At 35.2% G+C, this 16087-nt stretch carries 16 protein-coding genes; all 16 read right to left on the bottom strand.

Features of this window, described 5'->3' with window-relative positions:
• Window positions 1-458: 458 nt before the first annotated feature.
• The 16 genes from flgN to recD2 all read right to left on the bottom strand — a co-directional run bounded on the left by flgN (window position 459) and on the right by recD2 (window position 15870).
• Entirely contained in the window at window positions 459-941 is a 483-nt protein-coding gene (gene flgN / locus HZI73_RS03785; RefSeq protein ID WP_212696931.1) for a flagellar export chaperone FlgN, read from the bottom strand.
• A gap of 35 nt (window positions 942-976) precedes the next feature.
• A complete protein-coding gene (locus HZI73_RS03780) occupies window positions 977-1168 on the bottom strand; it encodes a YjfB family protein (protein ID WP_212696930.1) in 192 nt (63 codons plus the stop codon).
• 18 nt (window positions 1169-1186) lie between these two features.
• Window positions 1187-1582, bottom strand: a complete 396-nt coding sequence (fliS, locus tag HZI73_RS03775; protein WP_212696929.1) for a flagellar export chaperone FliS — start codon at window positions 1580-1582, stop codon at window positions 1187-1189.
• Window positions 1582-3078, bottom strand: a complete 1497-nt coding sequence (gene fliD, locus HZI73_RS03770; protein ID WP_212696928.1) for a flagellar filament capping protein FliD — start codon at window positions 3076-3078, stop codon at window positions 1582-1584. Before fliD ends, fliS begins: the two co-directional genes overlap by 1 nt.
• Window positions 3079-3089: 11 nt before the next feature.
• Window positions 3090-3449, bottom strand: coding sequence for a flagellar protein FlaG (locus HZI73_RS03765; RefSeq protein ID WP_246552349.1), 360 nt, complete (start codon window positions 3447-3449; stop codon window positions 3090-3092).
• A gap of 288 nt (window positions 3450-3737) precedes the next feature.
• Window positions 3738-5363, bottom strand: coding sequence for a flagellin N-terminal helical domain-containing protein (locus HZI73_RS26630; RefSeq protein WP_212696926.1), 1626 nt, complete (start codon window positions 5361-5363; stop codon window positions 3738-3740).
• Window positions 5364-5545: 182 nt separating this feature from the next.
• Window positions 5546-5770, bottom strand: a complete 225-nt coding sequence (gene csrA / locus HZI73_RS03755) for a carbon storage regulator CsrA (RefSeq protein WP_212696925.1) — start codon at window positions 5768-5770, stop codon at window positions 5546-5548.
• A 1-nt stretch (window position 5771) separates the two neighbouring features.
• Window positions 5772-6221, bottom strand: a complete 450-nt coding sequence (gene fliW / locus HZI73_RS03750; protein ID WP_212696924.1) for a flagellar assembly protein FliW — start codon at window positions 6219-6221, stop codon at window positions 5772-5774.
• Between the two features lie 344 nt (window positions 6222-6565).
• The gene (gene flgL / locus HZI73_RS03745) at window positions 6566-7858 is read right to left on the bottom strand and encodes a flagellar hook-associated protein FlgL (RefSeq protein ID WP_212696923.1); all 1293 of its coding nucleotides are present in this window, start codon (window positions 7856-7858) and stop codon (window positions 6566-6568) included.
• 18 nt (window positions 7859-7876) lie between these two features.
• Window positions 7877-9571, bottom strand: coding sequence for a flagellar hook-associated protein FlgK (flgK, locus tag HZI73_RS03740; protein WP_212696922.1), 1695 nt, complete (start codon window positions 9569-9571; stop codon window positions 7877-7879).
• 13 nt (window positions 9572-9584) lie between these two features.
• Window positions 9585-11186, bottom strand: coding sequence for a flagellar hook-associated protein FlgK (gene flgK / locus HZI73_RS03735; protein ID WP_212696921.1), 1602 nt, complete (start codon window positions 11184-11186; stop codon window positions 9585-9587).
• 41 nt (window positions 11187-11227) lie between these two features.
• Entirely contained in the window at window positions 11228-11737 is a 510-nt protein-coding gene (locus tag HZI73_RS03730) for a flagellar protein FlgN (protein ID WP_212696920.1), read from the bottom strand.
• A 31-nt stretch (window positions 11738-11768) separates the two neighbouring features.
• Window positions 11769-12116 (bottom strand): flagellar biosynthesis anti-sigma factor FlgM, encoded by a 348-nt coding sequence (gene flgM / locus HZI73_RS03725; protein WP_212696919.1) that lies wholly within the window; start codon window positions 12114-12116, stop codon window positions 11769-11771.
• Between the two features lie 171 nt (window positions 12117-12287).
• Window positions 12288-12704, bottom strand: coding sequence for a flagellar protein (locus HZI73_RS03720; protein ID WP_212696918.1), 417 nt, complete (start codon window positions 12702-12704; stop codon window positions 12288-12290).
• A 96-nt stretch (window positions 12705-12800) separates the two neighbouring features.
• A complete protein-coding gene (locus HZI73_RS03715; RefSeq protein WP_212696917.1) occupies window positions 12801-13529 on the bottom strand; it encodes a ComF family protein in 729 nt (242 codons plus the stop codon).
• Window positions 13530-13617: 88 nt separating this feature from the next.
• Complete coding sequence (recD2, locus tag HZI73_RS03710; protein WP_212696916.1) at window positions 13618-15870, bottom strand: SF1B family DNA helicase RecD2; 2253 nt, start codon at window positions 15868-15870, stop codon at window positions 13618-13620.
• Between the last annotated feature and the right edge of the window lie 217 nt (window positions 15871-16087).

The following is a 16087-nucleotide window of genomic DNA, read 5'->3' as shown; positions in this document are numbered from 1 at the left end:
ATATTAGGTTCTCGTTAATAATGGAATTAATTATGTATAATTCATATTATAGTATAATACAATGCATAAATTAACACAACAATAAATATAATTTCTAATACAATATATATTAAGCATAATATTATACTTAATTTAATAAAATTACTAATACCATGTAAAATAGAATCACTAAATAGCATGTATACCTTCTTTTTATTAGTTATAGGTCACAAGACTCATTATACTATATTAATATAATGGGATATATGGCTACATATTTCATATATAAAAAAGCTAGAACATATAAATTATAGTCATATGTTCTAGCTTGATAGTATTAAATAGTGAATCATGATTAAATTAAGAAAACTCCATTATAATCGACTCCATGTATCACATTATAGGTTCTATGTCAGGGTCTATGATAAAAAAAGTTAATAGCTAGTGTCATGTAGACACATATTTATCAACGTTTTCTTCTATTTCTTCTGATCAAGGAAGAAAGATTGCTCCTTGAAAGTGTTGTTCATGTTTTTATAATAATTGGAAGCTGTTGCTTTGCTCTTCTTAAAAGATTTAATGCGCTTTTTCTTTCTAGAAAAATGTTCTTCGATCTTTGCTTTATTTTTTTCTTCCAATACTTGTATGTTGATACCTATGTCAGATACAGCTGTTATTTTTTCTTTCAATAATATAATGGTATTTTTATAAGGTTCTGCATGATGTTCTAACTCTTCCGCAATCCGATCAAAAGTGGATTGAAATCCAGAATCAATAAGTTCAATGGCATCAATGTGTGCTTGTTTCTCATCCATATAGCTGCTGAACTTATCCAGTTCAAATGTTTCTTCATTAACATAGGCTGCTTGTTCCTTGGTTACTTCATAGATTTTCTTAAGTAATTCCTTCTTATTATCTAATGAATCCATTAAGATATTAAGATATGTATGGATATCTGACATGACAATACCTCTTTTCTAAATGGTTGCTGTTGGTATCATAGCTTGATGTCGATGTTTCCTCCCACATGAGGTGTAATGGATTGTTCCATGGAGGACGTTTCTACCAGTTGTTGGAGGGCTTGTCCTTGTTGTTTGGCTAGGTTCATCCCCATCTTAGCTAGTGAAACACTTACTTGTGACATAATTTTACCCTGAGCAAGGGATGTAGATAGTGCTGCGATGTCCATTATAAACACTCCTTATCCTTAAGCATTCGTAACCTTAGGATTTGGGTTTTTAGCTAATTTCATAGCTTCCTTCCAAGTATCTCTTAATTCCCTAAGGTATCCTAGAACCTCTTCTAAAATCGTCTTATCTTTATTCATATTGGCTTCTATCAGTCTCTGATGAATATAATCATACATATTTTTAAATGTTTCAGCAATAGGATATTTGTCATCTAGTGTAATTATAAATTCTTCAATGATGTCCTCTACACGAATAATCAATTCGTGAGCAGTTTCTATATCTTGATTATCAATGGCTTGAATTGCTTGATTACAGAATTTAATAGCTCCGTTGTATAGCATTAGGGTTAATTCTTGTGGTGATGCAGTAAGGATAGCGTTATTTTGATACTGATTATATCCATTGTTAACCATTAAGCTCCTCCTCCCAGCATGGACGCTAATGAAGCACTTTGATTATTCATGGCTTGTATGGCTTGTTCCATGGCTGTAAATTGTCTGTAATATCGCTGTTCCACTTGTATTAATCTTTCTTCTAATTCACTTATTTTATCTTTATAGTCATCAATATCTTCTGTCATCAGTTTGTCACTGAAAAAGGTAAGGGCGCTACTTACTTTAGTTGATTTCATTTTCTCCTGCATAGTGGAATATAGTTTATCACCCAAGGCATTTAGTAGTTCTGAGACCTTTTCAGGATCATTTTCAATAGCTTCTTTAAGAGCATTTTTCTTGGGTGCATATAATGCATCATCTTCATCACCATTAATATGCAAAATACCTTTTTCCTTATAATCACCCGTTACAATCCCTAAGTCTAATAAATGACTATATGTAAACCCTGTTGTGTCAATACCACTACTGTTAGTTAGAATATTTCTCATGGAATCTCTTAACCTAAATAAAATACTATCTCTTCTCAACAGTGACTTCTTAATTTTTTCTTCATACAGTTTAACTTCATCTTCAGACATAGCTTTTTTTTCTTCTTGAGTTAGAGGCTCATATCCTGTTGCTTTATCAGCATAAATTTTTTCATTAATTTCTGTAAGCAACTTATTATATTCTGTAACAAATTCCTTTACATTGTCATATATCGCTTCAGAATCTTGATTAACACTAATATTTGCCGTTACCCCTTCTGCTTTCAACGTTAGTGTTAACCCATCAATTGTCACTTCGTTACTGCTACTTGTTAGAGTTGTGGTATTATAAACAAATTCTGCATCTTCTCCAATAGTTCCAGTTCGATTACCAGCTAATAAACCTAGTCCTGTAAGTAATGTGTCATCTCCAGCAACTACAATCTGATTACCATCTCCTTGCTTCTTAGTGGACATCATCAATCGATTAAAATTATCATCAAATGAAACATTAACACCTTCTACATTTTCTTTGATCTTTTTAACAACACTTGCAATGCTATCTGTTTTTTCGATTTCAATATCCGTATAAGTAGTTCCATTATCCAAGCTAATACTAATGGTTTTCTTTGTAACGCCTCCAAAATCAATCAACTCTTCTGCCAACGATGTAGATGTAATAGCAGCACCATTTTTATCTAATTCTATCTTATTTCCAGTAAGAAAAGAACCTTTTGCGAGCCGATTTACCGTAATGGTATGATTCCCATTAGTAGCTTTAATGGTTGCTTTAGCTGATATTGCTACTTCATTGGATGAATAGGCGTTCTTCTTCATATAAGTTCCACTAGATTTTAATGCGTAAACATGCTTTGTGAAAAAAGAATATAATTTCGAATTCATATCCTGCCAAATATCCTTTTTCCATTCTAGTTTAGTTTTTTGTTTTTGTATTTTTTCAACCTTCATTCTTTCTGCATTCATTAAATCTTTAATAATAGCATCTGTATCTAACCCCGATGCTAACCCGGAAAACTGTATTGCCATATACTCACTCCCTATCTTTTCTCATCTACAAAAATACCAGCCATTTCCCATAGTTTTGCAACCATATCCAGTATCTTCTCTGATGGAATTTCTCTAATAATACTATCATCTTCTGTACTAATAACTTTAACCATAATTTGCTTTGTCTGTTCATGTATGGAAAATTCTAATCGTCTATCATAAGACCTAAAATGCTTGTTTGCTTTTTCAATAGCTTCAATAACATCTTGCTCTTGTTGCATTCCCATATCAATGGGCTCATCTGATTCTTTTGATTTCTGAACTTCAGATGCTAACTCTACATGCCTGCTATTAACCTGAGCATTTGGCGTATACTGATTACTTGCATTATTGACATCAACTCTCATCATATAACCTCCCATATTTATTTCTATATATTATATCGTAAAAAATAGCTAAGAACTTAAGTATAATACTAAATTAGTCACTTCTATCATTTAAATAAAAAATTGGTTTTACTGTATTTTAAGAAGAACATTATTATTTACGTATCTAGCTAATAAGCATTCTTAGGTATTTTTTATGATGTAAAACATTATATGCAACTTGGTAGATACAGCATATTAGAAATACTGTTCACATATCAAAAGAGACTCTAGTTAAACTAGAGTCCCCTATGTAAAATTCAACGTTCTGTACTATCTTAATAGTTGAAGTACACCTTGAGGTGCTTGATTTGCTTGTGCTAGCATTGATTGAGCTGCTTGTGCAAGAATATTATTCTTAGTGAATTCCATCATTTCTTTAGCCATATCTACGTCTCTGATTCTTGATTCAGATGCCTGTAAGTTTTCTGCTGAAGTATCTAAGTTAGCAATGGTATGTTCAAGCCTGTTTTGGAAAGCACCTAACTTAGAACGTTCATCAGATACTTTTGATAAAGCAGCTTCTATTGTTGTAATCGCATTTTGTGCACCAGTTGTAGTGGATATATCAACATCCTTAATTCCTAATGCGTTACCTCTCATATCATTCATGTTTATTTCCATTTTTTGACCTTGATTTGCACCAATTTGGAATTCAGCTTTGAATTCTTCTTGGATACCACCATCTGAAGTTCCAATAGAATTTCCAGCTTTACCACCTTGAGTAGCAGTAACTACTAAATCATCACCAACATTGGTTAATGTAACACCATCAATTTTGGCCTGTGCTACAATTGCATTAGTTAAAGCTGCTTTAGTAGCAACTCCACCTATATCAATACCTTGAGCATCACCTTTGTAAACACCTTTAGTAGCATCATAAAACTCTAATGCTGTACCATTAATTGTAATTCCTTTTCCTTCAAGACCTGCAGCAACAACTGCATCTGCTGGCATTGTAAGAGTTCTCGTTGCTTGAGCAGGGGCTGTAGTTGTTCCTACATTTGCAGGACCAGCTGTACCACCAGCAAATACATCAGTACCACCACTAGTTGATAAAGCTATGTTTCCTGCTGCACCTTCAAAAGCTCCACCTTTAACTGCTGATACAATTACATCTGCACCCGTACCTGATACAACATAGTTACCTTTTAATACCGTATTATTATCAATTACTTTTTGAAGAGCATCTCTTAGACCAGTTGCTGTTTCATCAACAGTTTGAGCAGCATCAATGTTTACTGTTGCAGAATTTTGAGTAACATCATAACCAACATGACTTGCTTCACCTGATGTTCCAGCAGCGTCAAAATTAATTGTTAAAGCTTGTCCATTTAGATTAAATACTACACTTGATGTAGCATCTGCAGCTGCACCAATAGTATTAGTGCTGGTAGCTTCAGTAGTACTCAAATCAGCTCCACCTGTTAAATCACCCACACTAGCTGCAGCAATACCAATACCTTGAAGTGTTGTTCCTCCATCACCTTTAAGCAATGTTTGTTTGTTGAACTCAGTAGTTTCTGCAATTCTATCAACTTCTGCTTTTAATTGCGTAATTTCATTTTGAAGAGCATCTCTATCTTCTTCAATGTTAGTACCATTTGCAGACTGAACTGCTAATTCTCTCATCCTTTGGAGAATTGATTGTGTCTCATTCAAAGCACCTTCTGCAGTCTGAATCATAGAAATACCATCCTGTGCATTTCTTGAAGCTTGATTAAGACCTCTAATTTGGCCTCTCATTTTTTCAGAAATAGCTAAACCAGCTGCATCATCACCAGCACGGTTGATTCTAAGTCCTGAAGAGAGTTTTTCCATGGATTTTGATTGGTTAACACCAGTTGTACCCATTTGACGATGCGTATTCATAGCTAACATATTGTGATTAATTCTCATAAGATATTCCTCCTTGAATTTTAAGATGGCCTTCCTTTGCCACCAATATTATTTATATAAGAAGCCAATGGGCCCAATCGAATGACTCCTTATACATTTCAATATATATATCGGATAAAATATGAATGACTTAATACTTTTGGACTATTTTTTTACAATTTATTTTATCATGTCATTTGTTGTTATTTTAAGAGGTTTTTTAATAAGTCTGTGCTTTGCTTAGAACTGTTAAGAGCAGCTTTGTTTTCTTCTCTAATTTGGATAAAGATTTCTTTTCGGTGAATGGTGACATGCTTGGGTGCCTTGATACCTAGGCGAACATTCTCACCCACGATGTCTAAGACAACCAGTTCTATGTCTTCGCCAATCATAATACCTTCTCCTTTTTTTCTTGATAATGCTAGCATCTTATTCACCCACCTTTTGTTCGTATTGTTTAAGGTGTTGGTAGAGATTATGTTTTACTTGGTATTGATCATCTTCTAGAATGACCTGCATACCTTTTTTTGTCTTATTATTAATGATGATAGGTGCTTTTAGGTTTGTTGTCATTTGTTCAATATCAGAAGGTATGACAACGATTGTATGCACCATAAGGTCCTCGTCACTTAGATCACCAATACGTAAGATCAATTCATCTTTTACTTCTGGTTGATATTCTGGGAAAATAAGGGGTGTGGTAATCATGGGCAAGACAATGTCCACATCATCAATGGATTGTAACCAACAAAGTAAGTCATTCTCATATAATATAATAAATCGATGGTCATCATTAAAACCAAAAATACCTTCTTCAAACGTTATGATATGTTCATCATCCATATCAATTGTTCCAAAATGCTTTGTATTCATTAACATCCAATCACTCCTTAATCATTATCTCATCTATCTTCATATAGATGTCTTACATCTATAATAGATAAACTATTTTTTAAACCAAGATGTTGGTTAATAAGATATCTATGTATCTTTTTATAAACTTACATTCATCATTAGAGGTATATAATTGAAGCATATGCAAAATCTACCATAATGTCATTATATCACCTATTATTCCACATAAAAAGTAATATTTTAATAATTTAATGGGATATATTACCACGTAAAAAATAAAGACGCATCATATCATGCGTCTAGCTTATGAAAGATATTAATTTGTTATCTCAGCTTTGGTAACCACTTATTTAATAATATAGGATACATTATCTAATAAAATCAAGCAACGTAGTCTGCACAACTTTACTCGATGCCATTAACGATGCATTATAAATCATTTCCTGTGACTTTATTCTAATGGCTACTTCTGCAATATTAACATCTTCATTTTTTGACATTATATCTTCAAAATTATCCTTATCGTACTCTAAACGTGTTTGTGTTAATTCTAAGCGATTCATTCGCGTACCTAGATCAGATTGTTCTTTAACGATATGCTCAATATGATTCTGTATCAGACCATTTAGTTTATCAAATTTATCACCTAATACATCTTTTTTCAAATTATCTTCTTCAGAATCATCATCCTTAATCTCACCTACTGCATGAATAATGTCTTCTAAATCTCGCATAAGATCGACTGAAATGAGTTCACTGCCTTGTGTGTTCACTTGTACATTTTGATTATAGCTTACTTGATAGGTAATAGCATCTACTTTCTTAGTATAGGTATCCGTACCATCTGTACATGTAAAGTAGTGGATAGGATTCAAGTCATTCTTTTTAAAATTGGTTTTATCATACTCAACACTTATATTAGCAATATTATTCTTATCTGCATCATTAAATATCAATTCACCTGTATCCTTTAAGAAACACACTTCCCCTGCGAGTGGTGTATATCCATTTGCATCTGTTGATAATCTTTGAATTGTTGTTATCCCAGCAGGCAAACCAGTAATAGTAACCCCAGCATCTAAGTCTGAATACCCTAGTCTTATACGATGTACCTTATCAATAGTAGGATGAGAACCACCTTTAAACACTTTATCCAATGTTTCAATATCAGTGTTTGTAAATTCTTCAGTAATGGTATATGTCTTACTGCTATCATCATCTCTATAAGTCAAAGGCATGTCTGTCTTAAACCCACTAAACACATATCGCCCAGCATAATCCACGTTACCTTCATTGGCCAATTGATCTTTTAGTTGTTCAATGGACTTAACAATTGTTGCTCTTTCATCTTTTCCTAAGGGATCATTGGTTCCTTGATTACTTAACTCTTTTATTTTCTTAACTATTTCAATCACATTCGCTACGGACTTCTCCGTTACTCCCATCCATGATAACCCATCACTAATATTTGATTTATATTGCTCAATTTCTTGTAATCTTGCGCGAAATTTCAAAGCCCTAACGGCAATAATGGGATCATCTGAGGGTTTCTGTATTTTCTTGCCTGTTGAAAACTGCTGTTCATATTTACTTAAAGCTAATTTATTCCGATTAAGATTAAGTAGCATGTTATTGGTTACCATACTATTGGTTATACGCATGATGTAATCCCCTCCTATCTATGCACCCATTCGGTTAATGGTCACATCGTATATTTCGTCAAATACTTTTATGGCTTGTGCCGATAAATTATACGCTTGTTGGAATTTCAAAAGATTCGTTGTCTCTTCATTAATGTTAACCCCTGAGACAGATAAGCGTTGGTTTTGAATCATGTTGCTCATGTCGATTTGTCCATCCATAAAACTCTTTGCTTGTTCTTTATCAATACCCAATTCACCAATGATTGATTGTATATAATTCTCTGGTTGACCTTTACTAAACACGTTGTTATCATGTCGAAGCTTGAGCATTTTTTTTATGAGTACGGCATCGCTTTCCCCATCAATAGGTTTTAATTTTGTTAGCAGCTTACTTACATCTGCTATTATATCTGGTGAAAATCGCACATTATCAATGGTCATCAAGTTATAATCCATCGTACCAGTATACCCATCATATTCAAAAAGTGGTATACCATGAGCACCTAGCTCGTCTACCCCATCATCATGTATATTGTTAAACTGCTCAGCAATGGTACGAATAAAATGGTTCATCCGTTCTGCATAATAAGGTATTCCTTTATACGGAACATTCTCACCAATGGAAGCCGGACCAGCGGTCACTGTAATTGACCCTGGCAATGTAAATTCGATATTACCGCCAACAACTTGATAAGATTTATATTCTATGATTTGCGTACCGATTCTTACTTCACCACTAGCTGGCAAATCCGTTCTATTGATACCTTCAATCAACATTTTATCCGAAGCTGGATTGATATCAGCAACTAATGTACCTGTAAAATTATCCCCATTATTCCCATCTCGCATTTCAATATAACCCTTTAACTCGCCTTCCAGTGTGGTACTATATAAATTAAGACTTGGGCCACCTTTCCAATTAATATCATATAACCCAGGTTCATCTTCTGGATTCTTAAGGAAATCTCTTGGCTTCACTTCTAATACGTTGGTATCTGTACCTTCAACAAGGGAATAATTGTTTAATTTAACAGAATATGTTTTCTTACCATTAATGTCTTGGAATTCTTCTACGTCCACATTTACAATCTTGGATAATTCATCCACAACATTCGCTCGCTTATCCCGAAGGTCATTGGCTTGCATACCTGAAAACTCCATGGCTTCAATTTGAGAATTAAGGGTAGCAATACGTTCTGCACAATAATTGATTTGATCCACTTTTGTTTTAATAGAGAAATTGGCTTCTCGTTGCTGCTCTCTTAATTGCTCACCAATATCGTTAAATACCATGGCAAAGCTAGATGCTTTATCTATAAAATTATTACGAAAAGAAGGATCTCCAGGTGTTGTGGCCAATTTACCAAGGTTATCAAACATATCGCTAAAATGTTTACTAATACCTGTCTCATTTAGCTCATTCAGCAAGTTTTCAACACTACTTGTTTGAAAATTTTTCACTTCATATTCACCGAGATGACTGTTATTATTCCAGAATTTAACATCTAAATATAGATTTCTATATTGATTAATCTTTAATATCTCTGACCCTGTCCCAATCATACCCATGCCATGCTTAGGTAAAGGGCGCATAGCGGATTGTATGCCATACTGTCTGCTATAACCAGGTGTTTCTGCATTGGCTATATTGTGATTGGTGATGTCTAAATTAATACGTGCTGTATACAGACCTTGTGTTGCAACATGTATACCAAAAAATGATGATCCCACTCTAATAACCTCCTTACCTTCCGACGAGTCCTAGTTGTTTAATAATCGTTTCCAACATGGAATCTACCGTTGTTACCACTCTTGCTGACGCATTATAGGCATGTTGGTATTTCATCATGTTACCTAATTCTTCATCGGATGATACCCCCATTAGGGAGCTTCTTTTGTTCTCTATCTGTGCCACCAACAGCTGCTGATTTTCCATATGTTTAATGACCACATTACCTCGATTACCTACATCCCCTATAAAACTTTTATAATATTCATCAATATTAAGTTTCGTTGGACTGCCTGGCTCCTCTTCAATAAATGCTTCAGCCCATTTGTCCTTAATCTCTTGAATGGATGCGTTGTTACCAGGACCATTCTTTTCTTTTGATATACAAATTTTATTGTAATCATTCAGAACTTCTGGATTGATTTCTATATTGCCTGCTGTATATAAGGAAGCATAGTTACTTGCTACTTCAGCATTAACTGTCGTGCCCGTATAACGATCCATATTCTTCCGTTTAAAAATCTCAATATGCTGACTTGTTTTATCTAGTCCCCAAGGCGAGTTAGCACTTTGAGTTTTTGGTGCAACAATATCATTGATGGTCGTTACCACCGCATGCACCAATTTATCAAAATTAGCTTGAGCTGACATAATCAACGAGGGTTTTATCTCATTTTCATAGATAACTGGATCATCCGTATCAATCCATGTAGCTGATCTTGAACCTCTAGCTAATAATAGTCCTTTTAACTCCCCTCGGTCATTGCCTTTTGCAGGAGATACCTCTTCATCAAGGTTGTAGACATCCATATTGTAATCTTCCCATATGGGATCCACCATCAAGCTCTTAGCGGTTGTTTGTCTGACACCCATCTTCGTCACCCCACCTATGGTGACAAAATCCATCCCCTCAGCTTTAACTAAAACATTACCAACCTTATCTTCCGAATAGGAGATGTTAATCATACTTGATAGTTTATCCAATGCCAAGTTTCTTGCATCTCGATAATCGTTGGCATGATCCCCATTGGATTCATATTTCACAATTTGCTCATTCAATTGACGTATTTCTTCACCTAGCTGATTGATTGCATTGACTTTGTCTTTGACCTGCTGGTTGAGATTAAGCTGGTATTCTTGAAGCTGTTCCATGATGAGATTCGCTTTATTAACGAATTGAACAGCTGTTTGAACAAAAACACCTCTATTTTCTAATGTATCAAGACCTGTAGACAGACCATTAATGGCAGAATAGAGTTTTGTCAATAATTTACTCATGCCCTCACCTTCTGTCTCACCCAATATGGTCTCAATCTCATTAATGGCATCATATTCACCAGCATAAAAACCATGTCTGCTTGACTCTTCACGATAGGCTGCATCTAAAAACATATCCCTTACTTGACGGATAGCTTGAATATCTGTTCCTAGACCTACCATGAGAGGATTGTTGCCGCTATAACCCACCTTTAAATATGTTGCATCTTTCATCAACACCTGCTGCCTTACATATCCCGGTGTATTTACATTACTGAGATTATGCGATGTTGTCTGTAATGCTTGCTGACTTGCTTGTAATCCTGAAAACGCCCTTGAAAGGCTGCTTATGGATGACATGTACTCCACCTCTTATCTGTTGTACTATCTTATTCTACTACTTATTGTTTGGCATCAAATAGTCGTTTGCTATCGGCATGGTTATACGTATTACCTTCTGATTGATAGTTTGCGTTGGCAATCGCATTGACACTTTGAATAGCATTCATTGTAAAATCTATATAATCCAAGGATTCTTGTAATAAAATTTTATTTCTGTCATTCACCGTCTTAAAAGCTTCTACTACTTCTTTAATGCTATCTTTTAAAGTCACTAACTGTTCATGCTCTTCTTTTTCATTGATCAGTAATTCTGCCAGATGACTGATGGTTAACTGGTTGGCATCTTTATTGGTCACTAAAGCTATATCTTCAATTATACCTGTGCGTTTTTTATCAAGTCCAATAACGCGAGATACGAATTCTTGCTCCTTCTTTGTGAGTTCCACAAGAGTTGATGCATCTCCTTCAACAATAACCTTCGTTTTCTCCTGACCGATGACTAACAGTTCTTCATAACATTCTTTTTCTTCATATAAGCTCTTAATAAGATCTTCTATTAAGCTAGCCATGCTTATCCCCCTTCAATACCAAGCTTAATCCTTATCCTCGATGGTCAAAATAATGTTCCATTATTTTATCAGCAACTTCTTTTGCATTGACATTATAAGTACCAGACTGGATACGTTTTTTAATGGCATCTACTTTATTTTGTCGGATATCAGGGGCTTTCTTAACAGCCTTTTTTGCAATTTGTAAATCTTTTGCTAGATCTGATATAGCTACAGAATCTTTCTCTTTTTTTATTTTTGAAGTTTGTGATGTTCTATTGGCCCTATTTGCTTTATAAGCATTGTTCATATTCTTTATCCCATTAATTCTCATGATATGACGCCTTCCTCTCTTTATCTTTTTATTGATATTCTTCATAACCTCTCTATTTCTAGTCATATGAAATCATGTCCGTTAATATCCATTTTAAGTCCACATCATCTATTTCTCTTATTGTTCTTATGCGGTTCAATAATACTATCGGCATTGTTATCTATATTATTTAGTAAAAATAGAATAAAAAAAGCAGAGACATCATCTCTGCCATTTCCTTTATTATATGTACAATTGTTAATCTCTATCTCTGTTTAAGAATCGCATTTCTTCTTTTTTGCCTCTGGATCTCTTAAAATTTTCAATGGCTTCCTTATTATCATATGCGCCACCAAGATTATGTTGGATATCAGCTTTACAAACATCGCAAAAACGGCCTGTTCGAATACTTGTATCACATATCTCACAGGAAATACCAATAGGGGAGTCTTCTGAAAAAATCAATCGTTCTTCGCGCACCCATTGGTGAATCATCTTGATGGATACATCACACTCTTCAGATATCTCAGCAATATTTGCGTGAGGGTTATCCCGAATATAACGCTTTGTTATCTGGAATCGTTCTTCTAACTCACTTTTACATGTGGGGCATATAGGTGGACCTGTTATATAATTAAATATCTTGCCGCATTTTACACAGTTTCTTACATTCATATAAAACACCTCCATAGAATTATGTGTCAAACATTTGCTAATTACTGAAGATAGCACTTACCTGACATCTTAAACAATCATGTTCATGGTTTTCTCTCAAAAACCTTTCCCTATAGCAAGGGTAATAAAATACACTTCACTGGCTCCATGTCTCAATAATGCTTTTGCACAGCCATTAATGGTACTGCCGGTGGTATAGATATCATCACACAAAAGAATGCGTTTATTATCAATACATGCTGGTTCAATAACTTGAAAAGCTTTTTGCATATTTTCAATACGACCCAGATCGGATAAATGTTTCTGAGGTTGTGTGTTCATGGTTCTTATAAGACACCCGTCTTCACACGGTATATCCATAGCTTCACTAACAGCATCTGCAATAATCTTCGCTTGATTATACCCTCTCTTCTTGTATTTCTTTGGATGTAATGGTACAGGTATAATCATGTCGATACTAGCGTGAATAATATCTCTATAATATAATGTTACTACTTCTTTCGCGAAAATTCTACCATTATTTTTATTATTATTATTTTTCAAGCGATAAAGGGCTTGTCTAACCTTACCTTCATATAGCCACAATGCCCATCCCTTCCTATAATAATGCTCGGATTTGGAACAATCAAAACAAAGAGCTACATCTTGGTCAAAAACGGGTTTGCTGCATTTTTCACATCGAGGCTCACTGATATAAGGTAAACCATCCACGCATGCAGAACAGATAGCTTCTTCTTCATGAATGGGTATAACCTCCAAGCACATGGGACAACGCTTAGGATAAACAATATCCAATAAACCTTTGCCTATCTCTCGAAACAACATATCGACCTTCCTTTAACAAGAATTCCTCATCATCTACTTGTGCATTAAATCTAACGTTATACATGTCAGTTATTACTTATTCCCTTTATTATTCTATAACTTGAACTTCAGCCATGGTATCAAATATCTCCTGTATACGCAATTTCAAAGTTGTATACCGCTCAATTTCTTTATCATTATCAATCATCTGATAGATTGTTGAATCCAGTCCCACAATGACCACATACTTCTTGGCTCTTGTAACAGCTGTATATAAAAGGTTCCTTATAAGGAGCATGGATGGACCTGTAAGAAGGGGAATTACCACCACAGGATACTCACTACCTTGGGATTTATGAATGGTTACCGCATAGGCTAACTCTAATTCCTCTAGTCCAGCATACTCATATTGCACCACTTTGTTATCCTCAAATTGCACCTTCACTTTGTTACTATAAGCATTAATTTCAATGATCTTACCAATATCCCCATTAAAAACACCTAAACCTTCGTCAATGGTATACTGATAACTGTTTTTGATCTGCCATGCTAGATTATAGTTGTTTTTAATCTGCATGACTTTATCGCCTTCCCTAAAAATCATACTTCTAAATTCCCGCTCATTCTTATCCTTGTGTGGAGGATTAAGTGTGGCTTGCAGTTCCTTATTAAGATTTTCGATACCTAGAATACCTTTGCGCATGGGTGCAAGAACCTGAATACCCTCGTAGGCTGAGCACTTGGCGAACTTCGGCAATCGTGTCTTAATAAGGGTCTTAATTTCATCTAATATACCACCTGTTGTGGCTCGCTTAATATAGAAAAAATCACTTTTCCGATTGGTTAAATCAACATGTTCACCTTTATTAATAAGATGGGCATTCATCACAATAGCACTTTCTCTTGCCTGACGAAAAACCTTCTCTAATTTTACCACCTTTATGCGGTCACTTTCAATCATATCTTTTAACACATTCCCTGGTCCAACTGACGGCAGCTGATCTTTATCACCCACTAATATTAACCGGGTCCCAGGTATAACAGCCTTTAACAAACTGTTCATCAGCACCACATCCACCATGGATACCTCATCCACAATGAGCACATCACACTCTAAGGGGTTGTCTTCATTCTTCTCAAAACGGTTGTTCCGGTCATCTTCCTTCATAAAAGATATCTCCAATAACCGATGAATCGTCTGCGCTTGCCTCCCTGTGGCCTCCGTCATCCTCTTAGCCGCTCTACCAGTGGGAGCAGCCAACAACACATCAAGACCTTGCTTTTCCAATAAATCAATCATGGAGTTAATGGTGGTTGTCTTACCTGTTCCAGGACCACCCGTGACAATAAGAACCCCATTGGTCAACCCTTCTTTGATGGCCTCACGTTGATACGCATCAAAATAAATATCCGAATCCTTTTCAATGGCTTCAATCTCTTTTTCTGTATCCTCTGGAAGATCATAATCATAACCCGACAAATCATAGAGCTTTCGGGCTACGTTTAACTCCACATGATAATACGTCATGCTATAGGTAATCACTTCTTCATCCACTATTTTACTAATGACCGATTTCTCAATCTGCATTTCCAACAATGCCTGATCCAATAGCTCATACGCCGCATCTAACATAGCCTCTGCCTTCTCAATCAGTTCATCTCTAGGCACATAAACATGTCCCTCTGTGGTCGCCCGATTTAAAATAAACATCAATCCAGCTTTAATACGATGAATAGAAAACTTGTCCACACCCATATTCAAGGCAATATCATCCGCCATCTTAAACCCAATACCAAATATGTCCTCGGCCAACTTATAAGGATTATTACTGATCACATCCATTGTTCTCTCTTTATAGCGATTATGAATCTTAATGGCATAAGTAAGGGATATACCATACTCTTGCAGAAAAATAATATTCTTACGCATCTCCCGCTGTTCATAAAAAACCATAGCCACTTCCTGGGCTTTCTTCTCACTAATCCCTTTTACGGTTGCAAGGGTCTCAGGCTCTTCCTCAATAATACGAAAAGCATCATCCCCAAATTTCTTAACAATACGCTTCGCAAGACCAGGACCAATACCTTTAATCGCCCCAGACGATAAATAACGCAACACCGCATGACGATCCTTAGGTATAAAACTCTGATAACTCTCTATCTGAAATTGATGCCCATATGTATGATGCTTCACATACGTACCTACAGCCCGTAACTGCTCACCCTCTGATACGCCAACCATCGTACCCACACACGTCACATCATCATCTTCCAATGCTACCACACAAACACAATAACCATTATTATCGTTTCTATATATAATTTCTTCAACAATACCTTCAATAACTTCCTGGTTTTCCATCCACAATCACCTTTACAGAATATATGTTCCTTTATTTTAACATACATTATATACGAATACAATTACTCTTAAAATTAGCTACATCGGTAATCCTCACAAAATCATTCCATCATACTAATACCCTCTAAACTCGTAAAACTTAGCCTCTACATCAATCAAAATACAAATGCATACTCCATCAATATCTTTCTCCCATATTCCCACCCAAATAAACAAA

This window comes from Vallitalea pronyensis, from assembly GCF_018141445.1.
Lineage (GTDB): Bacteria > Bacillota > Clostridia > Lachnospirales > Vallitaleaceae > Vallitalea > Vallitalea pronyensis.
Note: the sequence above shows the minus strand (reverse complement) of the source record. Positions and strands in the feature narration are given on the sequence as shown.

Bases quoted from the DNA above. Each gene is read 5' to 3' on its own strand.
- HZI73_RS03715 (WP_212696917.1), bottom strand. From the start codon at position 13,529: ATGTTGTTTCGAGAGATAGGCAAAGGTTTATTGGATATTGTTTATCCT.
- flgL (WP_212696923.1), bottom strand. From the start codon at position 7,858: ATGCGTATAACCAATAGTATGGTAACCAATAACATGCTACTTAATCTT.
- csrA (WP_212696925.1), bottom strand. From the start codon at position 5,770: ATGCTAGCATTATCAAGAAAAAAAGGAGAAGGTATTATGATTGGCGAA.
- flgM (WP_212696919.1), bottom strand. From the start codon at position 12,116: ATGACTAGAAATAGAGAGGTTATGAAGAATATCAATAAAAAGATAAAG.
- HZI73_RS03765 (WP_246552349.1), bottom strand. From the start codon at position 3,449: ATGATGAGAGTTGATGTCAATAATGCAAGTAATCAGTATACGCCAAAT.
- HZI73_RS03780 (WP_212696930.1), bottom strand. From the start codon at position 1,168: ATGGACATCGCAGCACTATCTACATCCCTTGCTCAGGGTAAAATTATG.
- fliS (WP_212696929.1), bottom strand. From the start codon at position 1,582: ATGGTTAACAATGGATATAATCAGTATCAAAATAACGCTATCCTTACT.
- HZI73_RS03730 (WP_212696920.1), bottom strand. From the start codon at position 11,737: ATGGCTAGCTTAATAGAAGATCTTATTAAGAGCTTATATGAAGAAAAA.
- fliD (WP_212696928.1), bottom strand. From the start codon at position 3,078: ATGGCAATACAGTTTTCCGGGTTAGCATCGGGGTTAGATACAGATGCT.
- HZI73_RS26630 (WP_212696926.1), bottom strand. From the start codon at position 5,363: ATGAGAATTAATCACAATATGTTAGCTATGAATACGCATCGTCAAATG.
- HZI73_RS03720 (WP_212696918.1), bottom strand. From the start codon at position 12,704: ATGAATGTAAGAAACTGTGTAAAATGCGGCAAGATATTTAATTATATA.
- fliW (WP_212696924.1), bottom strand. From the start codon at position 6,221: ATGTTAATGAATACAAAGCATTTTGGAACAATTGATATGGATGATGAA.
- flgK (WP_212696921.1), bottom strand. From the start codon at position 11,186: ATGTCATCCATAAGCAGCCTTTCAAGGGCGTTTTCAGGATTACAAGCA.
- recD2 (WP_212696916.1), bottom strand. From the start codon at position 15,870: ATGGAAAACCAGGAAGTTATTGAAGGTATTGTTGAAGAAATTATATAT.
- flgN (WP_212696931.1), bottom strand. From the start codon at position 941: ATGTCAGATATCCATACATATCTTAATATCTTAATGGATTCATTAGAT.